The sequence below is a fragment of the Enterococcus sp. FZMF genome, from assembly GCF_030263915.1.
Taxonomy (GTDB): Bacteria; Bacillota; Bacilli; order Lactobacillales; family Enterococcaceae; genus Enterococcus_D; species Enterococcus_D casseliflavus.
The window spans coordinates 545,131-568,837 of the sequence record NZ_CP127160.1 but is presented as its reverse complement, the minus strand read 5'-3'; the positions used below and the strand labels follow the sequence as shown (position 1 = coordinate 568,837).

Sequence of the window (23,707 nt, the reverse complement as noted above, 5' to 3'; positions counted from 1 at the left end):
ATATAGTATCCGAGAAGGTTTTGTTGATAGAAACAAATGGATAAAAAATACAATATTAAAAAAAGCGAATCATTTACTGATTCGCTTAGATACTGATGCTATTTGTTGTTTTATTATTGAAACTATCAGAATCATTAAAAGCAATCGTCATTTTTCCAATATACTTTTTTAAAGTTATTTTCTGATACCTAAAAGACTTATCTTAATGAATGATGGAAAATAAGCTTTTTCTATCTACTCACTTATACTAACAGGAATCGTTGTTTCCGTTTCCTGTGTCTTTGCGGATTCGTTTTTTACTTGCTGCTTTTCCAATATTTTGAAAAATGGCATATAAATAAAATATGAGATAGCAATTGATACAACAGACCAAACAGCTGCTCCAATACTACCATTAGTAGCTAAATAAGGACCAATAATAGGAGGAATAGTCCATGGAACTTGAATAACAATCGGTCCTACTATACCAATATTCATTAGGATATACGTACCGATACATAGGACCATAGGCGTTGCTATAAAGGGAATAAGCATTACAGGATTCATCACAATAGGCAAACCAAAAATAACCGGTTCATTGATACAAAAAATAGCTGACGGCAATGATAATCGTCCAATCGACTTATACATCTTACTTCTGGAATGGAGCATATTTAACACTAGACCTAGTGTTGCTCCAGTTCCGCCTAAACACATAAAGACAATCCAAAATCCATCGGCAAAAACATGAGGAACTTCTACACCACTTTGAAAAGCTGCCGTATTATCAGCAAGATAACTTAGGAAAACAGGGGTCGCAATTCCAGACAAAACATTGTCTCCGTGGATTCCACATATCCATAGCAAACAAACGAGAAGTGTGTATAGCAGCATGCCTGGGAGTGTTCCCATCCCTTGCATTAATGGTTGGAAAACAATAGTAATGATTTCATTGATATCAACCCCTAATAAAGTTCTGACGATCCATATAACGGTCAGAATAAATGCTCCTGGGATTAACGTTGCAAAAGAAGTTGCTACAGTGGGCGGCACACCTTCTGGCATTTTTATTACAATATTATGAGTGACAAACCATTTAAAAGCATGAGTGACAAATACCCCAACAATGATCGCGGTAAACATACCACTAGCACCAAAATTAGCCAAATTTATCGTCCAGTCATCGTTTAATGTTGCTAGAAGAAAGCCGATAGTTGTGAGCATCGAATTAGAAATAGCATCAACACCAAACTCTTTTCCTAAATGATAGCCTATGCCAATTGCAGATATCAGTCCAAGGATTCCGAACGTAACATTGACTGGTGCATTCAACTGCGGCCCCAAATTTGACACAAAATCCATCCATGACTGTATTGGAAAGTTACCAATGATTAGGAAGATACTTCCAACAATAGTAAAAGGAATCGTCATGGAAATCCCATTTCTTATAGCAACTAAGTGTTTACTATTGCCTATTTTCAGCAATATAGGCAATACCTTGTTCTCAATGACCTGCATCTTTTTTCCTCCTTTTAGTTCACGACTTCCTTATCAACCACCAACACAGGATCTTTGTGCAACCATAGAGAAGTAACTGGACACTCTTTTGTAATCGTACCGCTTAGAAATTGTTGTATCGCAGATTTCTTTTTTGCTCCACTAGCTTGTACGATCATTGTTCCAGATTGTAATAATTGTCCTATCCCTAACGTAATTCCTTTCGTACGATCAACTTTCTCGTCTGAAAAATATTTTTTCCCAACACTTTGGGTTGATTCGTCTAAGTTCACTATATGAGCTTTATCTTCGAAGGACGAACCAGGCTCATTAAAACCTAAGTGACCATTTACTCCAACTCCAAGCAAACTCAGTGTTACTCCTCCATTCTCCTCGATAAATTTATCAGCTTTTTTGCATTCCTCATTTAAATCATCGGCTAAAGGATCAAATGTGTGAAGTTGCTTTAGGTCAATAGGAACCCGATTGAATAAGTTTCTTTTCAAATAGGATATACAACTGCCTTCATTTTTCGGATCGATTCCAACCCATTCATCTAGTTCAATAAACTTTGCCTGGGATAAATCTATTTCTTTATTGATTGCTGCTTCTGCAATGATGTTAAGCGTTCCTACGGGTGTATCACCACCTGCAAAGCAATATAACCCATTTGGCTTTTCTTTCAAGACATCTAAAATGAGTTTTGCACAGATCTTACTGACTTCCTGGTAATTTGCCTCAACATAGTATTTTATATTCATTGTCATTCTCCTTTAAAAAAATTCGGCAGATATTCTTTGTGTGCCAAAAGCATTTCATCAAGTAGTTGCTTTGCTGTCCTATCACTTGGAACTAAGGGATTGATCGTCATCGCTAATAAAGCAGTGTTATAGTCTCCCGTAACAGCTGCTTGGGCCGCTATACGTTCAAAAGACTTAATTTGTTGAACTAGCCCTTTGATAGGAATAGGTAATTCACCTGTAGTCAAAGGGATCGGTCCTTGTTTTGTAATCAAACAATTTACTTCAACCGCTGAATCACAATCGATATCGCTGATGGCTCCATTATTTCTTGTATTGACCGTTTGAATATCACGTTTGTCATTATAGATGGAATTAATTAAATTACATGCTGCTTCACTATAATAAGCGCCCCCACGTTCTGATAATTGAGGTGGTTTGATTGCTAGATGTTCATCTTTATAAAGTTCAAACAATTCATGTTCGATTTTCTGCACAACTTCTGCACGAGTTCCTTTTTTTTCTGCTGATTGTTTTTGCTCAGACAACATAGTGGCTGTTTGATAGTAATACCTTAAATAGCCGATGGGAATCATGCCAAGTGTTCGGAAAAAATCTGGTTCCCATTCTAAATCAGCAATGTTTTTCAGACCAACTGCATCACCAGCATCTTGCGTCATCAATGTAAGTACTTTTTGGGTCACATCAATCCCTTTATGATAAATCTTTTTCGCAAAAACCATATGATTTAGTCCAGTAAATTCAACATATAATTCTTCTTTGGGTACTTTTAATGTTTCTGCAATGCCACGTTCTATTCCAATTGGTCCATTACACAAACCTACTACTCTACGCATATTGCTATGGCGTAAGACAGCTTCTGTCACCATGCCAGCTGGATTAGTAAAGTTGATCAGCCATGCTTCTGGGCAAAGACGCTCCATGTCTTTCACTATTTCTAAGATAACGGGAATCGTGCGTAATCCTTTAAAAAGCCCTCCTGGACCATTCGTTTCTTGTCCAATCGTGTCATATGTTAAAGGGATTCTCTCGTCTTTCGCTCGCGCTTCCAAAAGACCTACACGAAATTGGGTCGTAACGAAGTCCGCATCCTTTAATGCCGCTTCACGATCAAGAGTCATATAAATTTTCATTGGAAGTTCCGCTTTTTTTACCATACGTTTAGCAAGTTCCCCAACAATTTCTAATTTCTCTCTTCCCTGTTCAATATCCACAAGCCATAATTCTGAAATCGGTAATTCAGCATATCGTTTAATAAATCCTTCTATCAATTCTGGTGTATAACTTGATCCACCGCCAATTGTTGCAATTTTTATTCCTTTATCCATCCTGAAACACTCCTTTAACTTAACTACATGGTCAGTATAGATTATTTTTATCTCCATAAATACCGCCTTTAAGTAAACGGTTACAAAAGCAAACGATTGACACCGGTTACAATCCTGTTACAATTTGTAACAGGAGGGGATTACTATGTTGTTTCTTGACTATCAACCAGACTTAAATGAAACGGATATTGAAGTATATAAAGCAATAATTTCAGACGTAAATGCAGTTGCTTCCATGAGTATTCGTGAATTAGCTGAGAAAAGTCATACGAGTACTGCCAGCGTACTACGCTTTTGTAAAAAATTTCGCTGTACCGGTTTTTCTGAATTTAAAATTTACCTCAGTGCGTATCTCGAATCTCTTAAAGAAGAAAAAGAGGTAAAAACACTTGATTTTGAGAGTGAACTCTTGAATTTTTTAGCACGGACACAAGACAAATTCTTTGAAGATAAATTTGATGAGGCAGTTCACTTATTGATGGAAAAAGAGCTGATTATTTTTATTGGCGTAGGCTCCTCAAATGTTGTTGCTGAATATGGTTCTCTTTATTTCTCGTCACTATTTAACATGGCGATTCGCATTGAAGATCCTAGTAATTACCCTATTAATTACCTATCCACTGAGTTAGCAAAAAAAATGTGTATCGTCGCTTTATCCGTTTCGGGCGAGACCACAGAAATCATTCAATATTTAAATCATTTGAATCTATCAGAAAGCTCAGTAATAGGAATTACCAGCAGCTCTAATTCAACACTTTCTAAATTAGCTGATATTGCAATAACCTATAATATTTCGCTAGAAAAAATTAATGAAGCTGATATTACAACACAGATACCGGCAATGTACATTATTGAAAAGTTAGCGAAAACCGTGAGAAATAGAATGGAAACTCAATAGATTTGTAAAAAAATTCTTCAGGTAATTCTTTCCCTCTATTCACAAGTTCACCGATCGATATATCCACAAAAAAAAGAGACTCACATGTATCTATGTGGTCTCTTTTTGATATATAGATTTGTTCAGTTTATTTGTTTCTCTTACCTTTGGTTTGAGAAGACTTCAAAAAATCTTGTGAAGTTTCCTCTTCTCAATCATTTGCCTCTTCATTCCCTATTGTTGAGGTAACTTTTTCATCGATACGTAAAAATGGTAAGTAGATAAAAACACTCACAGCAATGATCGCAATTTGCAAGACTGATGCTCGCCAATCGCCACCAGTTGCTAAAAATCCAGATATGACGGGAGGAGTGGTCCAAGGTATCTGCACGACTACATGATTGATTAAACCAACAGCAGTTGCAAAATATGCAACTGTTAGGGAAAAAATCGGCGCCAATACAAATGGAATAATCAAACTAATATTGAAAACAATTGGTAAACCAAAAATGATCGGTTCACTGATATTAAATAGTGCAGGAGTTACGGATAATTTTGCAAAGTCTTTGTAGTCTTTACGACGACTAAAGATAAAAATAGCAATTAGCAAAGCAATAGTATTTCCTGATCCTCCCATAACAGCAAACGTATCTTTAAATGCCATGTTTATGATATGTGGAATATCTTCCCTATTCGCATAAGCAGCCATATTCTCTTGCATATTTTGAATTAAGAACGGATCGAGAAGTGAACCTGATATCACTGCTTGATGAATTCCAAACCCGAAAAATAGATTTGCAATTGATGTAATTAAGAGGAACCCTGGTAAACCTGTCGTTACCCTACTTAAAGGTCCAGTGATTAGAGTAGTAATCAACGAATTAACATCCATATTGAATAATTGATTGACAGCAAATGAACCAATTGCGAAGGTAGTCACGGTAATCATGATTGGAATAAGGACGTTAAATGACTTCAACACAGCTGGTGGGATATTTCCTGACAACTGAATTTGTAACTTTTTGTTATTTGATAACTTAATAAAGAGTTCCGTAGCAGCTAAGCCCACAAAAATACCAACGAACATTCCTGACGCACCAGTATGAGTGACAGGAATAACCCCACCTACCTCCAGTGCTTCTTGACTTCCTTCTGGTGTAAACATCGTCATCATAGGGGTGAGAACAATAAACGTTGATATAGCGACTAGAACAGCAGCAATATGATTTGTATAATTTCTGCTAACACACATATGATAAGAAACTGCCGCAACAACTAATAGCGTCGTTATACTTAGCGTTCCATTACTGATGGAAGTCCCGATTTCTTGAATCGTCGTTAATGTTGCTGGATCAATGATATTTCCCATAAATCCTGTTGGCTCTAAAATAACATAGTTGATCAATGTAACAAATCCCGCCAACATCATAAAAGGCATAAAAGTGGCGAAAGCATCCCTTAGTGTTCGAAGATGAATCTGGTTCCCTAGCCTTGTGGCTATTATTCCGAACTTTTCAAAAATAGCATCTTTTTTACTCATAATCCCGATCAGTCTCCTTTTTTAGTTGTAAGCGATTGCTTATGGGATGATCATACACCAGCTTTTTAAAAAAGTAAATATCTTTACTTAAAATTATATATCTTTTTTTAAAAGTCAAAAAAAGACCAACGAAATTCGTTGGTCTTCACTTCTCAACAAAAACTGCTTCAAAAATAAAATCTTTGTATAAATGTCTCGAAAGAGAATATTCAAACGGTACACCAGATGACAATGACACCACTTTGTCTACCTCTATCATAAACTCGCCTGGTTTTACAGAAAGAATTTCCGCATCGAAGTCATTTGCCACATCACCTTTGATCCAAATATGGGAAGATTTAATCTCTAGACCAAGCTCATTTGTAATGTAGCCATATACAGAACGTTTCAAATGCTTTGGTTCTAACCCTGGTATAACAGAAAGTGGCATAAACGTTTGCTCAATAGAGTACGGTTGTTCATCAATAAAACGACTTCTAATAATATTATAGACATACTCTTTTTGATTTATTTCTAAAATTTCTGCCACTTCATTCGATGGCAACTCAATTGAGAACGTATGGATTTCAGAAATCACATGTTCTTCCCCTACTAAATCAAAAAGACCTTCATTTGGTCCAAACACTTTCGAATTATCAATTGGTCTGCGTAGAACTTCCGTTCCGAATCCGCTACGTGTTCGTAAAACTCCCTCTGATACTAGCATATCAATACCTTTCTTCACAGTGAGCTTACTTGTTTGATACTCATGCGCAAGTTCATCGCCTGTAGGTAATTTTTCGCCGATTTGATAGGTTCCATTGGCAATTTTTTTCTTTACCTCCGTATAAACCTCCATATATTTTGGCTGTTTCTTCATAACTTACTCCCTCATACTCATCTCTATTACTTATACTTTAACATAAAAAATTGTCTTTTTACAGCTAAAAACATACCCATCACGAAAAGATATATATTTTTAATAAAAAGTATTTATTTATACTAAAAGCAATGTTACACTATTAAAAACGAACAGGAGGAAACGATAATGTCAAGACAAACTCAGTTAACATTTCCAGATGACTTTTGGTGGGGCTCCGCTTGGTCAGCAGAACAATCTGAAGGGCGTGGAGAAACAGGAAAAGCAGAGACCGTATGGGATCGGTGGTTTCACGAAGAACCTCATCGTTTTTATAAACGAATTGGACCTAGTATTACGACAGACCATATCCATCGTTACCACGAAGATATTCAATTGATGAAACAAACGGGGCACAATTCATTTCGTGTGTCTATCTCATGGGCACGAATGTTTCCAAATGATGGGGTTGGTAAACCAAACGAGAAAGCGATAGCCTATTATCGAGATCTTTTTACCGAAATGAAAAATAATAATATCAAAGTTTTTGCGAATCTCTATCATTTTGATATGCCCGCAAAATTACAAGATAAAGGGGGATGCGAATCACGTGAAGTTGTTGATGCTTATGTAAATTTTGCTGATACCTGTTTTCTAGCGTTTGGCGACTTAGTTTATCATTGGTTCACCTTTAACGAACCTTTGGGGCCAATCTTGGGCTCTTATTTAGAAGATTTTCACTATCCAAATCTCATTGATTTTAAGCGTGGTGCTCAAGCAGCGTTCTTTACCATATTAGCCCATGCAAAAGCCATTCAAACTTTTAAAAAATACCAGCTATCTAGCAAAATCGGAGTAATTCTCAATTTGAGTCCGACTTTCCCAAGAAGCCAAAATTCAGCAGATAAAAAAGCAGCAGAAATTGCGGATCTTTTTTATACTCGTAGTTTCTTAGATCCCATGGTCAAAGGAGTATTTCCAGAAAAACTAATCTCGTTGCTGGAGGAATATGACCAATTACCCGTTGATTTCAATGACACAGACCTAAAAATTATTGAAGAGAATACCGCACAGATACTTGGTCTAAACTACTATGAACCACGCCGTGTCAAAGCAAGAACTTCTGCCGTTAATCTAGAAAGTCCATTCTTACCAGAATGGTTCTTTGAACCGCATATTATGCCTGGCCGTCGAATGAATGAATATCGTGGATGGGAAATCTATGAAAAAGGAATTTATGATTTATGTATGGACATCAAAAATAACTACGGAAATATTGAATCCTTTATCTCAGAAAACGGTATGGGTGTTGCTCATGAAGAACGGTTCATGGATGAAAATGGACAGGTGATTGATGACTATCGTATTGAATTTATCCAAGACCATCTCGCCTATTTATGGAAAGCAATTCAAGATGGCTGTAATATAAAAGGATACCATCTATGGACATTCATTGATTGTTGGTCATGGATCAATGCATATAAAAACCGCTACGGCTTAGTTTCTTTAGATTTAGCCACACAGAAACGTACAATAAAGAAAAGCGGATTGTTTTACAAGGAACTAAGTAAGCAAAACGGTTTTTCCTACGATCTCGAGCGACTGGTAGATTAGCATTCACGAATATGATCGATAGTGATCTGTATAGAAGAAACCTGTTGCCACAACTCCTCTTTCGCACCTTTTAAGAAGGCGACAGGGTTTTATTAGTAAAAAAATAACCGTTTCCCTGCTAAAGTCGACGGTTATTTTTTTGTCATTTTTCACTGTGGCTAGGATACGAAAGAGCAGCACGGCAATAAATTTACCAGAATTTATCTGGAACTTACTAGCCGCTAGTTTCGATAATCATGCTTCCCTTTTCTTTAAACATTGCATTCGTTTTTAGATGTTCGAACACTTTTCAAAAATGACTACATCGAACACCTTATTCCAATTGAGAATAAGGTTTTGCCTATGTCGCTTATCGACTTTGTTTGAAAATATCCTTGTTAAAGTTGAAAAATCACTCTCTTCTTGCTATACTAACTATGTAAAGAGGAGTTGTGGCCACAACCCCTCTGCAGCGCCATTTAAGACGGCGACAGGTTTTTTAACTTAAAAGATAACCGTTTCCCTGTTAAAGTTGACGGTTATTTTTTTTTGTCATTTTTCACTGCGGCTAGGATACCAAAGATCAGCATGGCGGTAAATGTACCAAAACTGATCATTAGCCCGATTGCTTCCGCTGTGGACAAAAAGGCTTCTCCTTTCTGAAGAGTTAGTACTTACATTCATAAGCACCACCACCTTTCAAAGATAGCCACCGTCACAAACTTTACTGCAGTCAAATGGTACCATACTTCCATCAATAAAACTTTCAAATGCCAAGGATTTATCATTATTTTTTTCACGGCGCATGGTCCATTTCTTTTGATTCATTCCATAGAATTGTCAAAATAACCCGCTGTTCTTTCTTCAAGGCTGATCCGCTCTTTCCCGACTTCTCTAGCCCTTTTTCTCATTCCCAATCAAGTGCCTTCCATCAAGAAAAATAGTCAAAAGTCAATATCATTCTATTTACCAAAAACCACTTTTGTTATAGTAACAAAAAGGAGAATGCAGATGAGAAATGAACGAAAAATCATTCAAGATAGCACCCTTGGTGTAGAAGCTTTATTATTTAACGGCATCCAGCAGGAGTTTCCTAACCATTGGTACGAATATTATGTGATTGGCTTGATGGAAGCTGGGACGCGTCAATTCACCTGTCAAAATACCTGCTATATCGTTGAAGCAGGCGACTTGATTTTGATTCCGCCAAAGGCTGCCCACCGCTGCCAGCAACTCACGGAGGAGAAGCTGGTTTACCGTAATATCCACTTAACCCCGGAGAACATGGCGGTACAAGTACAAAAAATTTTTAACACTCAATTGACGCCCCACTTTCCTGAACCGGTCATTCGCCAAGTGAAAGAAAAAGAGGAATTTCATGCAGTTCATCAGCTGCTGCTGTCGGATCGCGGTGATGAGTTTGAAAAGCAAGAACGCTTTACTTGTCTGCTTCACGACCTGCTTGTTCAGTATGCGGATTTCACCCACGAACAAACGGACCCGGTGTCAAATAAATCCGCAACGGCAAAAGCCTATATCGATCAACATTATGCCGAAAAATTGTCCTTGAGTGAATTAAGTGACGTTCTTGGAATGAATCAGTACGTCTTGATTCGGCAATTTACCAAAGCGTATGGGCTGTCGCCGTTTCAATATTTAAGTACGGTGCGCATCAGTGCTGCCAAGAAAAGACTAGAAGCACAAGAAGCAATTGCAGAAGTCGCTTTTCTGACAGGTTTTAGTGACCAAAGTCATTTTACCCGTATCTTTAAAAGCTTGATTGGGGTCACCCGAAAGCTTACCAAACAATTTACCAAGAAGATGGAGTGAGAACGTATGAATAACCAAGAAAAATGTGTCATGATTATCGATGAACAATTACCGATTGGCTTAGTTGCAAATACTGCAGCAATTTTAGGCGCAACCTTAGGCAAATTGTTTCCCGAAGGAATCGGAGAAGATATTTACGATTCGACAGGCAGAAAACACCTTGGCATTGTCAACTTTCCCATTCCTATCTTAAAAACGAACAAGGAGCAGTTGCAGAACATACGTGAATCAATCAGTCAACAAGCGGATCCAGAAGTAACCATCATTGATTTTTCCGACGTTGCTCAGACCACCAATTCTTATGAGCAATACCGTCAGACGCTTGAGACGATTCCCACAGAAACACTGGCTTATTTTGGTCTTTGTTTAAAAGGCAAGAAAAAGAGTATCAATAAAGTCGCTGGCAGCTTACCGTTGTATCGGTAAAGCGCTAATAAGAAAACGGTCGTTTAAAACAAGTTGTCTTTTTGTCGGCCGAACAGTCTTCTTGCTATATACGTTTTTTATAAACAGTCCTACAAAAAAACAAACACTTTTGAGGTGTTTGTTTTTTTGTAAGAGATTTTCTAGCATACATTTTCTTGCTCTTTGATTTTGACAAGATCAATTGAAAAATAAACTACTCTCCTTGATAAATATTCAGCCCCACTTCAGTATCTTCTACACAACTGTTCGCTGGTGCTTTAACAATCAGAAAAAGAAAGTAAAAGTCTCCCACACAAGCAGCGGCATGTGCGGCAGCAATCAAGGTAAAAAGAGATGCCGTCAACCAGCCAAATAAATAAAATAGAAAGAGACCCACAGAAATGCCAAGGAATGGCGCCAATAAAATGATGGCAAATTTCCCTTTTGAATAAAAGGAATGGGGACTCGTGGCATATGCTACGCCATTTTTGAACCCAAACTTTACCTTCCCTTTAGGGTCAAAAAGCTTAAAGAAGGCACCATGGATCAATTCATGAATAATGATGAGAATAAAATACGCAACCATTAAGATCAAAAGATCGAAAATAAACGAAGTTTCAGCATTTGACCCATGACCACCTAAGACAAAGAGTGTAAAGAACACATAGAAAAAAATAAAACTAGGGATCGCCGCGAGATTCAATCTCTTTATTGTTTTTTTATCATCCATCAAATTGATTTGTTTGAGTAATTTCATCGCTGTTCTCCTTTTCTTTTTGTCATTCTTCTTAGTACATGATTTCTATGAATTCCCTTTACCCAACCAACAAGAGCAGCAAACACAAAACCAGTGCCGTTAAAACGAAGAGGAAATTGATTATCTCTGGCGCACCTTCAATCCTTCTCTGTAATGGCGGAGGGCGAAAACTTGGATTCATACGTTTCGTTTGGTAATCCACGCTGCTTGATAAAAAGCTGTCGGAAGGGATCATAAACACCAAAAGAACGCCATAAATAATGGATGCAGGAATCAGGAGTGAGCATTTGGCTAGGTAACCAATCAGTAGACTCACGATCAAAGGAATAGCTACGTACAAAACACTTTGGTACAGTATTCGCCGAATTGGTTTCATAGGGAAGTCTCCTTAGTCAATCTTCGTTACACACGGGTACAAAATAATTTTATTTACTTATCAAATAAATATACCATTGCTTTTAAAGACTGTAAACACGCCAGAAAACCAAGTCGATGCTGCCAAGCGCGGCTGCCCAATGCTTGGTGCAAAAAAGAAGTGGTTTCTTCCCACTTCTTAAAAAGCACTCTACTTGTTTTTCTATCCTCGCTTAACCTCTCAAAATAATCGGTAAACCGTTATACTTACCAGATTGATTCCTCTCTTCCTTTTGAAAAAGCTACGACGCTGGAAAAAGAAGCCTGCGAACCTTGTCTCTTTATTAAAACTTCTTCTGAAAAATATTCGTCTAAAAAAATCATACGACCTTGTCTTTCCTTTTGGTTTTTTACAACACCTGATCTACTTGAGAAAAGACTGCGAAACCTTCTTTAGAAAAGCAAACGTCTCAAGAAAAAATAATCGTGCGGTTTCTGCCCTTCCTTTTGGCTTCGTACAATGCTTGATCTGCTTGGTAGAAGGTTTCTGAAATGTCTAATGCAGAGGCTGCTTCTGAAATCCCTGCTGAAAAGTAAAGGGTCAATTGGGCGGTTTCTAATTTCAACTGTTCATTGCTTAAAAACAAATGGAATTCTTCAATAATTTTTTTCACAGCATCAGAAGTATTCTCTTTAAATAGGACTAAAAATTCTTCGCCGCCATATCGATAAACTTCGACTAAATGAGAAGGACTTTTCTGGTAGAGAAACGTCATCAGCTTTTCCAAAAAGAAGGATAGGGCTTGATTGCCGATTTGATGTCCATGGTGATCATTGATGCGCTTAAAATGATCTAAATCCATCATCACCACGACGAGCTGGTCCTTCTCAGGTAGCGCCAGCTTTGAAATATCCTCGTTCAGACTGCGGAAATTTTTCACCTTGGTCAACTCATCATAATTGCGTTCAATGATTTTTGTGTTGATTTTTTCCAGGAAATTTTTTTGATTCTGCAAATAATACTTCCATAAAGAAACGATCCCCACAGATCCAATGCCTAAAGACACTACATCCCAAACGCTAATTTCGCGTCGATAAAAAAGCAAGGCGTTGAGCATCGGCGAGACAACCGTAACGAAAATCGAAAATAGGTAAAATGCCGTGTGATTTGGTTGTCCATAAAATCTTTTCTTTAATAAGCCCGTAACGATTAAAATGATGTAATTTAATCCGATAATAAAGAGCATGGCTTCCCATTCAAATTTATTGATCAATGCAAAAAAGGTCAGCAAAATGACGGGTACTAACCCAACCAGATAGATTTTTTCTTTGAGAATGCCAAAATAATAAATAAAGATTGGAATCGTATATTCATACGCAACATAACCGATACTGTTCAAAGAAAATGATATAATAAAGTAGACTTGCGAAATAAACAAAACAATACCAATAAGAATTTTAAACGACAGGCGTAAATTTAATTCTTTGAAGTTCTTGATAAACAAATCATACGAAATGAGCAAGCTCACGACCAAAACAGAATAGATCGCAGCATAAATCAGATGGACAAACACACTACTCCTTCTTTCTTTCATAGATTTTTCTTTAAAATCGTTCGCCCATGATTTTGAAAGGCTCGATTCTTTAACGATGCAACGCACGAAATAAGCTTTTTTCCTGCACTTCATGAAACCAAAAATAAAGCGACCCCAGAAAGGAGCAGAAACCAATGTCTGAGAAAATAGAACAAGAACTCTTATCGATATTTCCCCAATTATATTTTGATGCCCAGCCTATCTTTCAAATGAAAGCAGATAGTCAGAAAGTGATTGGCTACGAATTATTATTGAGAAGTACCGAAAGAAATAGGTTTCCCCTTTCCTTCTTCCAGCAAGTGATCAAATACAAAAGATTACATACTCGTTTACTGCAGTGGTATCGAAATGAAATTTTCAGCTTGCTTCATCCGAACGAAGAAACAAAAATCAGTCTCAATATCCACCCGCAACAGCTCAGTTACCCAGAAACCTTTTTGATGTTAGCTGATTTAGCTCCCTACCATGATCGTATTTTGATTGAGATCACAGAAGACGATACAGAACCTTCTATCGCTTGTGATCCCAAGTCCTTTCTTATGAACAAAATCAACCAAATAAAAAAGATGCGCTTCTCTGTCGCATTGGATGATGTAGGGACAGGCATTCATTCACTGACAAATATTGCACCGATGCTGGATAAAATCGATGTGATCAAGTTTTCGCCTATCTCGTTGCGAGTCCTGTCCCAAAAAGAGATTTTCTTTTTGATCGACTTCTGGCGAAATATCGCCAGCAATCGTAAAATCCAATTTATTGTCGAAGGGGTCGAAACCTCGGATATCCATGAGTACCTACTTGAAGAAAAGATTTTTCTTCAACAAGGGTTTTATTTGGACAAACCTGCCCCAGCTGATCAATTAAAGCGAAAAAAATAGCCACCACATCGTTTATTTTTCTCACTATACGTGATTAAAAATAAACGATTATTAAAAAAATGAACAGATGCCCTTCAAATATAACACAAATAATTTTATTTGCAGAATTTTTGCTGATTCGGCATCGTTTAAACGGTGATTTTCCTGAAATCAATTCAATCATTCCAACAGATATTTTATCCAAACAGGGGAAGAAACGATAGGAACATTGCTTTATCCAATCCATCCCACACACAGAAATCAAAGAAAGCGAAACACTCTACAGGATACGTTCCAGTGGTGTTTCGCTTTCTTTTCATTTTAGATGTTTTTGTTCCATCTCATCTGCTGCTAACAGCTTTTGGTAATAGGCTTCATAAGAAGGACTTACTCGCCTCATAGCAGGAATAAATTTTTCATAATAACCGCTTGATTGGTAAAAATGCTTCATCTGCTCTTCGATCTCTTTTAATGGTGAATCGAGATATGCAGGACTTGCTTTAAACGCAAGGTATGCTTGGATTGTCTCTTTATTGTTTTTGACAAAGTCACTGTAATTACTAAGACTTTGTTCTTTAAACACGCGCATTTCCTCTACTTGTTCTTTCGTAAACGAAGGCGTGTGTTCTTCCAAAAAAAGCGTCAATTCTTCTGATAAAACGAACGGATCTGTAGTATCCAAAAATTCCACGATTTCTTGAAAAGCTTGTTGCTGCTCCTTTGTTTCAATTGGTTCGTCTAAATAGCAAGAAAAGTGAAATCCAATCAAACGCCCGTAGTTACTAGGAAACAATTCGAATAGCTTTGTCATGATCGTCTTTTTCTTGTCTAGGGATCCGATTTCTTCTGCCAGTTCCTCTATTGGTCTTCCATCAGCGAGCGCATCCAAAAGCTGGATGGTTTCTTCTAATTTTCGGGCTGCTTGTTTTCTTTCCTGAATGATTTGTTTCAAATACTCTGGATGCGCGTAATATGCTTTGATTTCCGCAACGCTCAACCCTAGTTTTCGATATAAGCCGATCGTCTGCAACCGTATAACATCTGCTTCAGAGAAGGAACGGTAGCCATTTTCTAGAATTTTTGGGAAAAGTAAGCCTTGATCACAATAATATAAAACAGCTTTTTTTGTCAGCTCTGCCCGTTTTGCCACTTCACTTATTCTCATTCTATTTCCCTCCTAAAACAAGAATAACCCCACCCCTAGGGGTAGAGTCAATGATTACTTAAATGAAATGGCTTATACGATTGATTTGTGATTTTGCAGGATTGTTTGAAAAGCCCTTTGAGTCCTCTATTCCCTAAAGTTCACTCATTTTACTGTTCATCTCACATTGAAAACCAGAGAATGTTTCGCTTTTGTTCCTAGATTGTAACCACACAGTTCTTTTAGATAAAAGCGGTAATCATTTTCAACGATTCGAATGATCTCATTGTCGGAAAAATCGTCGAATCGCATCATTTCTGTGACTAAGACCAGTTTGGCGTCGATGCCCAGAATATCTGGGGTGATCGCCCAAAATGTTTCTGGTGAAATGGCTGCTACCAATTCATCAAGGAGGGCCAATTGCTTTTCAACATACGCCGCTAAATCGCCATTGGCGCGGTGTGACTCCGCAAATTTCTTTTGAAATCCATCAAGGTATTCTGTTTTTGAAGTAAATACCGTCATGCTTTTTACTCCTTTCTTTGAGGGGAACAAGCCCCGTTATTTTCTTCCTAAAGCCCAGCTTGTTCTTCTAGCTATTCATTCACTATTTTTTCTAGCTGCTGAAAAATCACCCAGGTACAGGCGTCAATGCAGAATATCCAGCAATCCTCTGACCAGCTGCTTGTAATGCTCTTTTTGATCTCTTGCTCCATTTTCTGCCTTGATTGAAAGACTTTGCTCAATGGCTGCTTGAGGAATCAGCAGATGAGTATTTAAGCTTGAGATAAAGGAAACACTTTCTTCCAATAATTGATACTCTTTTTGCAGGTTGCTGGGTAATTTATATTTACGTAAAGGAAATAAATAGCGAGCACTGGCTTTTATTTCTTCTATACGATCGTTTTCTAGTAAGTAACGCATGGTATCGAGTTGCTTTCCTTGGTGATACGGGCAAGTATCTGCACTCAGCAGATGGGTATAGTACCCGATGTATTCACTATTTAGGATGGTTCTTTCAAACGCTTCTTTCTTGATTTTCATCTTCTGTATCCTTCTTTCAAAACTATCACTGACCTCACTTATGCAGCGTTTGTGGTATCACTAAGTACTGTTTCTTCTTTTGGTCCATTTTTTGTTAAATCTTTCATCAAAAAAAGAGAAACTGCAAGTTTTCCCCACAGTTTCTCCTTTACGCTTCTAGCGATGCCTATAGTTAAGGAGCGACGCTTTCACCGTGTTTCTTTTTTCTTGTTACTGCGACGACAAACAGTACTAGGAGTGCATACCCAAGAATGATCAAACTGCTTGTGTTTGATGAACCTGTTTGTGGTAATTTTCCTTGTCCGATTTGAGAACCATCTGCTACGATCGTTTTCTTATTGTCATCGTCTGCTTCTTCCTCTTGCGTCACCGTTTCACCGATTCGACCAGTCACAGAGACTTGCCCTGTCGTCGCCTCTGCGACGCTGGTTTCCGATAGATCCCAGACAGTCAGAGTCAGTAACACAGCGACGAAAAGAACGATTCGTTTTCGTTTTTTCATACGATAGATCCCTTCTTTACTGGGATTTCAATTCTTAGTCTTCCTCTACATCCGGCGCAAAGCTCAAGACCAATTTGAAACTTGGATTTGATTCTTCTGATGCATCGGTCGGTGTTGCTTCACCAGTGAACGCAAATGTTCCTACATTCGTACCTTGGTTGCCTTCAAGGGTAAATAATTCTGTTTCTGCTACGGTTGGTGTGCCGTTTTCAAACAACTCGATATCATTTACGTTTAACAAGTCTACTTCATCCATATTCAATGGTGTATCGACACCCGCAACAGAAGCGATCACACCAAACGATTGGGTTCGATTTCATAACCTAAAGTATCCACAATCGTTGCTAACAAATCTTCCCTTGAATCTTCATCTGCTAGTAACTCTTGATACAATTTCGTCTGTTTTTCAACCTCGTTATATTCTTCTAAGGATTCATCTGCTAATAAAACAACTTGTTGTAATAATTTATCTGAAAGATATTTGTAAAAAATCAAGCCTAAAAGATAGTTTTTATATTCTGATGCGTCCATTATGCTGCGAAGATTGTCCGCTGCACTAAATAATCGCTGATTAAGTTCTTGTCCCACGATAAGCACACTCCTAATAATAGTTATACTCTCTAATTTTATCACTAATAGCTTTAAAAAAGGCGACATTCACTAAATTTTCTTGGAATTTTAGATGCATCATGTTGGGAAAATAATAGTAAAAAATTTCAATTAATTGCTGCATCAAAAAAGGCTGGAAATACCTACCACAAGGTATTTCCAGCTTTTAAGATGGCATTCTTCTATTGTAGAAGGAAAGCCTTCCCAGATGTTCTGTCGGAATTTGAACATAGAACGTGCAACAGTCAAATTCTCATATGAATACTATTGAGACTTTTATCGGAAATATTTTAAATTAGTTTTGATTTTTATTTTCTACGCTCTACCTAGAAAATTTGTAGGTATTGTGGAATTGACACTTTTCAATTGTTCATTTACTAAAAGAAGCGAAAAGAAGTATGTCTATCAAACCAAGTTTTTTATGTAAAAAAGGGGATGTAAAGCAAAATTCGTTGCTTCGTCCCCTCCCTAGTCACTATATCTTGCTCGTTCCAGAATAGTCTGTAACTAAAAAAGCCAAATGTCTAACAAGGCTTTCAAACCCTAATCCCAGAAACCCAATAAGAAACAACTACACCATCTCTAGTCGGTCCTATCGCCAGCCACCCATAGCCACCTGTTCGTGGTTGACGAACAAAGGCATGGCCATTGCGTTGCACCAATACTCGATCGTATTTGACTTGTTGTCCAGGTCTTAATAGAGCTAAAATCCCTAAACTTCCTGGGTTTGTTGTGTCAGATGCGGAGGTTCCTCTTAAATCGATACCAGCACTTGCAGTCACTGTGACTGTTCCAGAACGACTGTGCCAAACATTTGCAGACGGTGCGGTGACTGCATGATTGACAGGCGTAACCAAAGCCCCTGATACCCAACCGTTGCCAGCTACTTCAAACCATGTCGTGATGCCACTCACGCTTTCCCCATTTCTAGTAATTCTAGTCGCTTGAAACGTGTCCCCTCGCTTTAGTTGTCGTAAAATAGCCGAATGAGTATTTTGTGCAGCGCGTACATTTAATACATCGGTGCTTACGACTTGCTGAACATTCCATGGTTCTACTACATAACTTGGATTAGGAGATGAACTGGGCCATGCAGCAAAGCACAAAAATAATTATGAACTATACAACTTAGCATTCTCTTTGCATTCAAAAATGGAACGAGAAGCCGAAGAATTTATGATTGAACAGATGGTCGAGATCTATTTGCATGAAACGGACTTTAACTTTGATAGTTTCAGCGCCATCAATTTTTTAGAAAACCACGATTTAGATTTAAAGTTTGAACCGATCGTGAAGGAATCGGCTTCCTACTATTTTGATTTAAAAGGCAAGCATACTTTTTCATAAAACACCCGACGATACCGATGATCAAAACAAAACAGCTTCCCCCTATTTTTTTTAGCATCTATAACGTTATTCATCATAATTAACAAAATATATTTTATCTATCTAATGATTTTGACTACTGCAAAAAATAGCCGGAGCTTTTTGAACTGCAGCGAGAGCCTTTCGTTTCCGCTGCAAGAAAATGAAAATAAAGTGCACCCACTACGCTCGATTTTTCGATCAAACGTAGTGGATACACTTTATTTTTTTCTTACCCTTTTGGGATGGTCGTCGCCTGCGGAAAAAAACTTTTTCTGACAAGGGACGTCTAGTAGGAGAACGTTCTGAAAAACAAGGAATCGTTGCTTGTTGTCAGGATTCCTGCATAGTGTTCGAACTAGTAGCAACCTGTTTTCCCTGTCCAACACTCGCTACCCCCTCGTTCTAATAAAACACGACCGGTAATCTTTTTATCTCATGAAGCAATTCTTTGGTTTGCTGATTGTTTTTTGCCGTCATTGCATTCAAATTTGCCAGCTGATTGTCTGCTTCCATTAGTCGGTCATTGAGCATCAAAAAGCCTTTTTTCATCAGTTCTGAGTTTTCTTGATGGCGCTCCTCTTCTCTTAGAATCTGAAAGGCATGCTCCCAGCTGCTTGCTCGCTGATCTTCCAGAATCTGGTAGATATAGCTTAAGCGTTTTAAAGTATCCAAATCATCTGTTTGCATGGAAGGAGGAAGGACTGGTCTTAATTGATCGTGGGTAGACAATGACTGCGTAATCGGTACCAAGGTCAATTCCTCTAGTTGATCCAGCGCATGATTTCGACATTCATCAATCTCTTGCCGTTTTTCCGCTAAGCCAAATTCTTCCTCTAAGTTTCTTCCTGCCACCCGCTTTTGATCCGCTTCGGCTGCCTCTTCCCTCAATTTTACTATTTTCTGCTCAAGGCGCTTTACTTTGGCACCTTCACGCACTTTTATAAAAAGAAAGATTGCAATCACAAGGACAATAAAAGCAACAGCGTAGTTGGACTCCCACCAATTGAAAATCAGCCGAACGAGATCCATGCGAAACCATGCCCCTGCTGTTTTAGGACTTCTATCAAATAGCGCCACTCTTTCACCAAAGCGCCTCATTTCAAAGTCTACCCAGATTTTTATGAGGTAATTGAGTGCGATGAAGATGACGCCAGTGATCCCCGTTACTAGCAGCAATAGCCGTTTGACTGGATATGGCTCCTGTTGCTCTATCTTTTCCATTAGTGCAGTGATTTGGGGCCAGACTTCTCGTTGTGATTTATTTAGCTCTAAAGATGCATATTTTTTGTAGTTCTCCTCAGTTGCCCGCAGAGTACTCTCCGCCTCTGCTAGAATCGCTTGCTTTTTTCTTTCTTTTGCCTTAACGACTTCCTTATAATTTAGGGCATTGCTTAAATACATTGACAAATAATTCACTAGCTCTTTACGATCCATCGTACCAACATCTTTGTTTAAAAATGAAACGCCAAATTCTTCCATCATAGCTCCCCCTTACTTTTCGTTCACTGGACTTTTTTCAGCTAGCATCGTAATAATAAAAAAGACACTAAAAATGATTGGTGAAAAATAAAAGAGCATCAAACGAATCGGTAGGATCAGCAGCATCTGTCCAACGAGTTTGATCAGCTTGAACATACTTTGGTGGTTATCCTTTTCATAATAGCTCTGATTCACGACTCTTTGCTCTTCTACGGGAACGTCTACTTGGATATCTTGGTAGGTATTCCCAATTCTGACATTTTTTCTTATTGAACGAACACTATTGAAGGACTTTAGCACGCGACGCTGATTTTTTCGATAAGAAAAAATTTCTTTTTCATTTGAATGCTTGAGCGCTTCAAAGGATTCTGCAATCTTTGACAATTCTGTTTTTGATAAAAAGAGAAATAATGGCTTGACCCGACTGAATAGCCCCATCACATAGGGATAAAATAAAAGAGATAAGAAAGTAATATAGACAAGATTTGTAGTAGTAAAAAGGGGTCTTAAGCTGTCGCCGCTTAGCAGCGCGATTAGTTGACCTACGCTCAAAAGGAACAGGATAATAAACGTTAGACAAAACGATTCATTGACCCAAATGAATCGAGTAAAGCCAACCTTGAGCTTAGCTGGATTCTCTTCTTCTAGCATTCTCTCCTCTAAAAATTCCTCTTCTTCCTTTTCAAACCTCATCGCTGTACGTTGAATCGTCGCCAGTGATTGCTTTTGGAAAAATTGTTCTTGATAAGCTAACTCCCAAAGATAAAGGATAAAAATAGAGAAGAGCTGGGTAAACGAAAAAATCAAGTTTCCTAAAAACGGTCGGATCACACTCGTCACAAACAGTAAGCCTATACTAACAAGGAAAATCGGTAAGCTTTTTCTTGTTGGCAGATACAACACGAATCCGATGAAGCAAAAACAAGCGATTTGAATGCCTTCTAAAATCGTCCAATACATAGCGCCAGATGGATCCATCACCCAATTCATATGCAAGAACCAATCGACGATCGTATTGATGATCATAAAAAGGCACGCCAACGGTATCAAAAGTTTTGGCTGAAATAAACGGTACACTTTTAATTTTTCATAAGCCAGAGTGAATCCCTTACCAAAAACAAAAAACACAAAGAGCAAAATTGCCCCCACGATCTGCATGAATAAGCCATCATTGCTCTCTGCATAGACGGTGTCTTTTCTTTGTTTCCCCAACCAATAGTTTCTCATCATTTCTCCTCCAATTTCTTTAGTAGCCTGCGTAATCGCCATTCAGCAGTTTGTTTTTTGCTTGAAGACTAAGCTCCTTTACTTGTTCTTCCGAAAGTTCTCCCTCACTCCAGAGATGCCAAAAGTAATCATCGATCCCTGCTTCTAGTTGATAAAAACGTTCTGCGCTATAGCCTGAAGCAGCAATCATTTCCTCCGTGTACACCGCTGTACCGCGATTTGCTGGCATAACATTGATTCCTTTTGCGGTAAAAGAGGCATAGGCATCGAAAAACTTTTGTGGATGAGCTAAACTGAGCGGATCCTCTTGTTCTGCAACGGGCTCACTAATAGGAGTAACTGGATTGATGCGATCAAAGGTGTATTCTGACACTTGGTCTTCGCCACCGTTTGATAATCTTGTTTCGGTCACAAAAACTTGCTGATCATTGATTGGCTTGACCACTAAAATGGAACGAAACGGCCCGTTATTCACTCCACTGAAAGCAAATGTATTTGCTTCGTCAGAATCCGTACTTGCCCAAGACTGTCCATAATCAAAGAGATCTGGTAAGTTCATTTTTACAATTTCTAACGCCTCTTCTTCTGTTAGCGCAGCAGCTTTTTTGGCTTCTTCTCGTTCTGCTTCGGCTTTTTCCAGCGCTTGTTGGTTCTTATTTATTTGATCGGTAGCTTTGGTCGTCAGCTCGCGATACTCCCCCTTGGCTTCAATTTCCGTTAACTCCTTTAAAAGATCATTCGCAGCCTGATAATCCTTTTTCTCCGACAATGCAATCCCTTCGTCTAAGCGCTTTTTTACCTCCGCAATTTCATTCGTTTTTTCTGCCAACTCACTAGTTAACTCGGCTTGTTTTTCGTGAATTGCTGCTAATAGATCCTCTTGCTCCCCTAATTTTTCCAATGTATTTCCAGCTTTCGTCAGTTCAAAATCAGCCGTCAGCTCTTTGGCTTTAGCCATCAGATCGACTTGTTCTAGGTATTTTGGGACTTGATCCTCCTGTCCTAAATCAGCTAGCTCATTGATTTCTTGGCGTGCTGTTTCATAGTCATCCTTTTTGATAGCCTCATTGATTTTGTTGTACTGTTGCGTTGCCTGAGCCTTCGTTTCTTGCAGGGCTGTTTCTTGCGACTGATTCCAATAAACAAAGCCACCAACTGCCGTCAACAAGAGAACCACTGTACCAATCACTAGTTTCTTTTTCATTTTCCCTAACTCCTCTTAATAAATTTCTTTTCCTGCCTTTTGCTTGATCGTTTCGGAGAATCCCCTTTCCCACTCCTCCTCTCCAGAAGATGAGTCATCATTTGTTTTTTAAATACTGCTTATTTATTCTTTTACAACCCTATATAATACATATATGTATTATTTTACACACCAAAAATACATTTGTCATCTGATTTTTTCCATCCGTAACCTCTATGATTAATCTATAAGGAGGTGGCTCTTGTGCTGAATGAAATGGTTGCCAGCCAAATTCGTCATTATCGTACCGCCAAAAAGATGACGCTAGCGGACCTCTCTCGTACCTCAGAAATTGATGACACCTACTTAGGGCGAGTGGAACGCAACGAAATCAATATCACCCTCAATACACTTGAGAAAATCATCAAAGGATTACAGATGACACCTGCTCAGTTTTTTGGTTTTTTAGAACTCGAATCCGATAACCCCGAGTTAGTTAAGATTGTTGATTTGATTCAAAAGTCACCCAATAAAGAGAAATTGACCTCCATCGCAAAAGAGATCGTAAAACTTTCTGAGCCGTAAAGAATTGGTCTGCCCACCAATTCTTTTTTTTGAATAAAAAAAGCCTTAACCCTCGGGGCTAAAGCTATCATACCTGATTGAATTTTAAAAATAAATACCTCACAAGGCGATGAATTAATTTCGTAATCTAATAGAATTTTTTGTTAAATTAATTTTAACCCTTCTGTCAAGTCACGTCAAGATGCTTTTTTATTCGTGTGTTTTTCGATCAGAATTTCTCTCGAAGAAACCTCCTATACCGCTACTTTGCTAAACACCACAGTCAGCAAAAAAGGGTTGGATATAAAGATATAGCGGTCGGTCTGCCAGCACCTGCCTTACACCTGAATCGTTTCGCCAATCGATAACGACGGGT

The 23,707-nt window shown here is 38.2% G+C and carries 24 protein-coding genes and 2 pseudogenes; 7 read left to right on the top strand and 19 right to left on the bottom strand.

The features are described from left to right. Positions 1–234: 234 nt before the first annotated feature. Genes QN079_RS02710 through QN079_RS02700 form a run of 3 tightly spaced genes read right to left on the bottom strand, consistent with a single transcriptional unit; the run spans position 235 to position 3,565 of the window. Positions 235–1,497, bottom strand: a complete 1,263-nt coding sequence (locus QN079_RS02710; protein WP_118215569.1) for a PTS sugar transporter subunit IIC — start codon at positions 1,495–1,497, stop codon at positions 235–237. Positions 1,498–1,511: 14 nt separating this feature from the next. Then, positions 1,512–2,237, bottom strand: coding sequence for a glucosamine-6-phosphate deaminase (locus tag QN079_RS02705; RefSeq protein ID WP_010748796.1), 726 nt, complete (start codon positions 2,235–2,237; stop codon positions 1,512–1,514). Positions 2,238–2,239: 2 nt separating this feature from the next. Next, positions 2,240–3,565: a 6-phospho-beta-glucosidase gene (locus QN079_RS02700; RefSeq protein WP_118215570.1), complete on the bottom strand. Its 1,326-nt coding sequence runs from the start codon at positions 3,563–3,565 to the stop codon at positions 2,240–2,242. 145 nt (positions 3,566–3,710) lie between these two features. Between QN079_RS02700 and QN079_RS02695 the strand changes: the two genes are divergently transcribed. Further along, a complete protein-coding gene (locus QN079_RS02695) occupies positions 3,711–4,463 on the top strand; it encodes a MurR/RpiR family transcriptional regulator (RefSeq protein ID WP_005227526.1) in 753 nt (250 codons plus the stop codon). A 190-nt stretch (positions 4,464–4,653) separates the two neighbouring features. On the opposite strand, the gene QN079_RS02690 is transcribed toward QN079_RS02695, so the two are convergent. Continuing rightward, positions 4,654–5,982: a PTS sugar transporter subunit IIC gene (locus QN079_RS02690; RefSeq protein ID WP_005227522.1), complete on the bottom strand. Its 1,329-nt coding sequence runs from the start codon at positions 5,980–5,982 to the stop codon at positions 4,654–4,656. Between the two features lie 145 nt (positions 5,983–6,127). Next, the gene (locus QN079_RS02685) at positions 6,128–6,841 is read right to left on the bottom strand and encodes a GntR family transcriptional regulator (protein ID WP_118215571.1); all 714 of its coding nucleotides are present in this window, start codon (positions 6,839–6,841) and stop codon (positions 6,128–6,130) included. Positions 6,842–7,009: 168 nt separating this feature from the next. Between QN079_RS02685 and QN079_RS02680 the strand changes: the two genes are divergently transcribed. Continuing rightward, positions 7,010–8,434, top strand: a complete 1,425-nt coding sequence (locus QN079_RS02680; RefSeq protein ID WP_289230371.1) for a glycoside hydrolase family 1 protein — start codon at positions 7,010–7,012, stop codon at positions 8,432–8,434. A 518-nt stretch (positions 8,435–8,952) separates the two neighbouring features. Here the strand turns inward: QN079_RS02680 and QN079_RS02675 are convergent. Continuing rightward, the gene (locus tag QN079_RS02675) at positions 8,953–9,057 is read right to left on the bottom strand and encodes a putative holin-like toxin (RefSeq protein WP_017144486.1); all 105 of its coding nucleotides are present in this window, start codon (positions 9,055–9,057) and stop codon (positions 8,953–8,955) included. A gap of 367 nt (positions 9,058–9,424) precedes the next feature. Here QN079_RS02675 and QN079_RS02670 point away from each other — a divergent pair, with 367 nt between their 5' ends. Together QN079_RS02670 and QN079_RS02665 are read left to right on the top strand one after the other, a co-directional pair. Continuing rightward, on the top strand, positions 9,425–10,243 hold the full coding sequence (locus QN079_RS02670; protein ID WP_225582120.1) for a helix-turn-helix domain-containing protein: 819 nt from the start codon (positions 9,425–9,427) through the stop codon (positions 10,241–10,243). A 6-nt stretch (positions 10,244–10,249) separates the two neighbouring features. Beyond that, complete coding sequence (locus QN079_RS02665; RefSeq protein ID WP_118215573.1) at positions 10,250–10,669, top strand: DUF2000 domain-containing protein; 420 nt, start codon at positions 10,250–10,252, stop codon at positions 10,667–10,669. Positions 10,670–10,862: 193 nt separating this feature from the next. Here the strand turns inward: QN079_RS02665 and QN079_RS02660 are convergent, their stop codons facing one another. From QN079_RS02660 to QN079_RS02650, 3 genes are all read right to left on the bottom strand, one after another. Beyond that, positions 10,863–11,405, bottom strand: a complete 543-nt coding sequence (locus QN079_RS02660) for a DUF3267 domain-containing protein (protein WP_118215574.1) — start codon at positions 11,403–11,405, stop codon at positions 10,863–10,865. Between the two features lie 58 nt (positions 11,406–11,463). Next, the gene (locus QN079_RS02655) at positions 11,464–11,781 is read right to left on the bottom strand and encodes a hypothetical protein (protein WP_118215575.1); all 318 of its coding nucleotides are present in this window, start codon (positions 11,779–11,781) and stop codon (positions 11,464–11,466) included. A 448-nt stretch (positions 11,782–12,229) separates the two neighbouring features. Then, the gene (locus QN079_RS02650) at positions 12,230–13,354 is read right to left on the bottom strand and encodes a GGDEF domain-containing protein (protein WP_225582119.1); all 1,125 of its coding nucleotides are present in this window, start codon (positions 13,352–13,354) and stop codon (positions 12,230–12,232) included. A gap of 134 nt (positions 13,355–13,488) precedes the next feature. Here QN079_RS02650 and QN079_RS02645 point away from each other — a divergent pair, with 134 nt between their 5' ends. Continuing rightward, entirely contained in the window at positions 13,489–14,232 is a 744-nt protein-coding gene (locus QN079_RS02645) for an EAL domain-containing protein (RefSeq protein ID WP_118215576.1), read from the top strand. A gap of 295 nt (positions 14,233–14,527) precedes the next feature. Here QN079_RS02645 and QN079_RS02640 read toward each other — a convergent pair whose 3' ends face one another. The 7 genes and pseudogenes from QN079_RS02640 to QN079_RS02610 form a co-directional block, all read right to left on the bottom strand. Further along, positions 14,528–15,376 (bottom strand): MerR family transcriptional regulator, encoded by an 849-nt coding sequence (locus tag QN079_RS02640; protein WP_118215578.1) that lies wholly within the window; start codon positions 15,374–15,376, stop codon positions 14,528–14,530. Positions 15,377–15,532: 156 nt separating this feature from the next. Beyond that, on the bottom strand, positions 15,533–15,880 hold the full coding sequence (locus QN079_RS02635) for a DUF7006 family protein (protein WP_015508957.1): 348 nt from the start codon (positions 15,878–15,880) through the stop codon (positions 15,533–15,535). Between the two features lie 123 nt (positions 15,881–16,003). After that, positions 16,004–16,399, bottom strand: coding sequence for a hypothetical protein (locus QN079_RS02630; protein WP_118215579.1), 396 nt, complete (start codon positions 16,397–16,399; stop codon positions 16,004–16,006). Positions 16,400–16,571: 172 nt separating this feature from the next. Further along, entirely contained in the window at positions 16,572–16,901 is a 330-nt protein-coding gene (locus QN079_RS02625; protein ID WP_086294541.1) for an LPXTG cell wall anchor domain-containing protein, read from the bottom strand. A 34-nt stretch (positions 16,902–16,935) separates the two neighbouring features. Then, on the bottom strand, positions 16,936–17,196 hold the full coding sequence (locus QN079_RS02620) for a hypothetical protein (protein ID WP_259332106.1): 261 nt from the start codon (positions 17,194–17,196) through the stop codon (positions 16,936–16,938). A 2-nt stretch (positions 17,197–17,198) separates the two neighbouring features. Further along, positions 17,199–17,489 (bottom strand): annotated as a pseudogene (locus QN079_RS02615) (type I restriction-modification system subunit M N-terminal domain-containing protein); the annotation flags it as partial. Between the two features lie 557 nt (positions 17,490–18,046). Continuing rightward, positions 18,047–18,616 carry an SH3 domain-containing protein gene (locus tag QN079_RS02610; protein WP_225582117.1) on the bottom strand — a complete coding sequence of 190 codons (570 nt, stop codon included), beginning with the start codon at positions 18,614–18,616 and terminating at the stop codon, positions 18,047–18,049. On the opposite strand from QN079_RS02610, the pseudogene QN079_RS16625 reads away from it, so the two are divergent. Next, positions 18,591–18,857 (top strand): annotated as a pseudogene (locus QN079_RS16625) (ImmA/IrrE family metallo-endopeptidase); the annotation flags it as partial. The gene QN079_RS02610 and the pseudogene QN079_RS16625 overlap by 26 nt on opposite strands. A 423-nt stretch (positions 18,858–19,280) precedes the next feature. Here the strand turns inward: QN079_RS16625 and QN079_RS02600 are convergent. The 3 genes from QN079_RS02600 to QN079_RS02590 are packed head-to-tail and all read right to left on the bottom strand — an operon-like array spanning position 19,281 to position 22,788. Further along, positions 19,281–20,357 carry a hypothetical protein gene (locus QN079_RS02600; protein WP_225582115.1) on the bottom strand — a complete coding sequence of 359 codons (1,077 nt, stop codon included), beginning with the start codon at positions 20,355–20,357 and terminating at the stop codon, positions 19,281–19,283. A 12-nt stretch (positions 20,358–20,369) separates the two neighbouring features. Continuing rightward, entirely contained in the window at positions 20,370–21,584 is a 1,215-nt protein-coding gene (locus QN079_RS02595) for a hypothetical protein (RefSeq protein ID WP_225582114.1), read from the bottom strand. Between the two features lie 19 nt (positions 21,585–21,603). Then, on the bottom strand, positions 21,604–22,788 hold the full coding sequence (locus QN079_RS02590) for a coiled-coil domain-containing protein (protein ID WP_118215583.1): 1,185 nt from the start codon (positions 22,786–22,788) through the stop codon (positions 21,604–21,606). Between the two features lie 243 nt (positions 22,789–23,031). Between QN079_RS02590 and QN079_RS02585 the strand changes: the two genes are divergently transcribed. Beyond that, on the top strand, positions 23,032–23,352 hold the full coding sequence (locus tag QN079_RS02585) for a helix-turn-helix domain-containing protein (protein ID WP_015508925.1): 321 nt from the start codon (positions 23,032–23,034) through the stop codon (positions 23,350–23,352). Positions 23,353–23,707: the final 355 nt, after the last annotated feature.

Coding starts and splice junctions, on each gene's coding strand:
- QN079_RS02600 (WP_225582115.1), bottom strand. CDS start 20,357: ATGGAAGAATTTGGCGTTTCATTTTTAAACAAAGATGTTGGTACGATG.
- QN079_RS02630 (WP_118215579.1), bottom strand. CDS start 16,399: ATGAAAATCAAGAAAGAAGCGTTTGAAAGAACCATCCTAAATAGTGAA.
- QN079_RS02645 (WP_118215576.1), top strand. CDS start 13,489: ATGTCTGAGAAAATAGAACAAGAACTCTTATCGATATTTCCCCAATTA.
- QN079_RS02635 (WP_015508957.1), bottom strand. CDS start 15,880: ATGACGGTATTTACTTCAAAAACAGAATACCTTGATGGATTTCAAAAG.
- QN079_RS02660 (WP_118215574.1), bottom strand. CDS start 11,405: ATGAAATTACTCAAACAAATCAATTTGATGGATGATAAAAAAACAATA.
- QN079_RS02685 (WP_118215571.1), bottom strand. CDS start 6,841: ATGAAGAAACAGCCAAAATATATGGAGGTTTATACGGAGGTAAAGAAA.
- QN079_RS02700 (WP_118215570.1), bottom strand. CDS start 3,565: ATGGATAAAGGAATAAAAATTGCAACAATTGGCGGTGGATCAAGTTAT.
- QN079_RS02710 (WP_118215569.1), bottom strand. CDS start 1,497: ATGCAGGTCATTGAGAACAAGGTATTGCCTATATTGCTGAAAATAGGC.
- QN079_RS02595 (WP_225582114.1), bottom strand. CDS start 21,584: ATGAGAAACTATTGGTTGGGGAAACAAAGAAAAGACACCGTCTATGCA.
- QN079_RS02650 (WP_225582119.1), bottom strand. CDS start 13,354: ATGAAAGAAAGAAGGAGTAGTGTGTTTGTCCATCTGATTTATGCTGCG.
- QN079_RS02680 (WP_289230371.1), top strand. CDS start 7,010: ATGTCAAGACAAACTCAGTTAACATTTCCAGATGACTTTTGGTGGGGC.
- QN079_RS02690 (WP_005227522.1), bottom strand. CDS start 5,982: ATGAGTAAAAAAGATGCTATTTTTGAAAAGTTCGGAATAATAGCCACA.
- QN079_RS02705 (WP_010748796.1), bottom strand. CDS start 2,237: ATGAATATAAAATACTATGTTGAGGCAAATTACCAGGAAGTCAGTAAG.
- QN079_RS02590 (WP_118215583.1), bottom strand. CDS start 22,788: ATGAAAAAGAAACTAGTGATTGGTACAGTGGTTCTCTTGTTGACGGCA.
- QN079_RS02695 (WP_005227526.1), top strand. CDS start 3,711: ATGTTGTTTCTTGACTATCAACCAGACTTAAATGAAACGGATATTGAA.
- QN079_RS02640 (WP_118215578.1), bottom strand. CDS start 15,376: ATGAGAATAAGTGAAGTGGCAAAACGGGCAGAGCTGACAAAAAAAGCT.
- QN079_RS02625 (WP_086294541.1), bottom strand. CDS start 16,901: ATGAAAAAACGAAAACGAATCGTTCTTTTCGTCGCTGTGTTACTGACT.
- QN079_RS02655 (WP_118215575.1), bottom strand. CDS start 11,781: ATGAAACCAATTCGGCGAATACTGTACCAAAGTGTTTTGTACGTAGCT.
- QN079_RS02665 (WP_118215573.1), top strand. CDS start 10,250: ATGAATAACCAAGAAAAATGTGTCATGATTATCGATGAACAATTACCG.
- QN079_RS02670 (WP_225582120.1), top strand. CDS start 9,425: ATGAGAAATGAACGAAAAATCATTCAAGATAGCACCCTTGGTGTAGAA.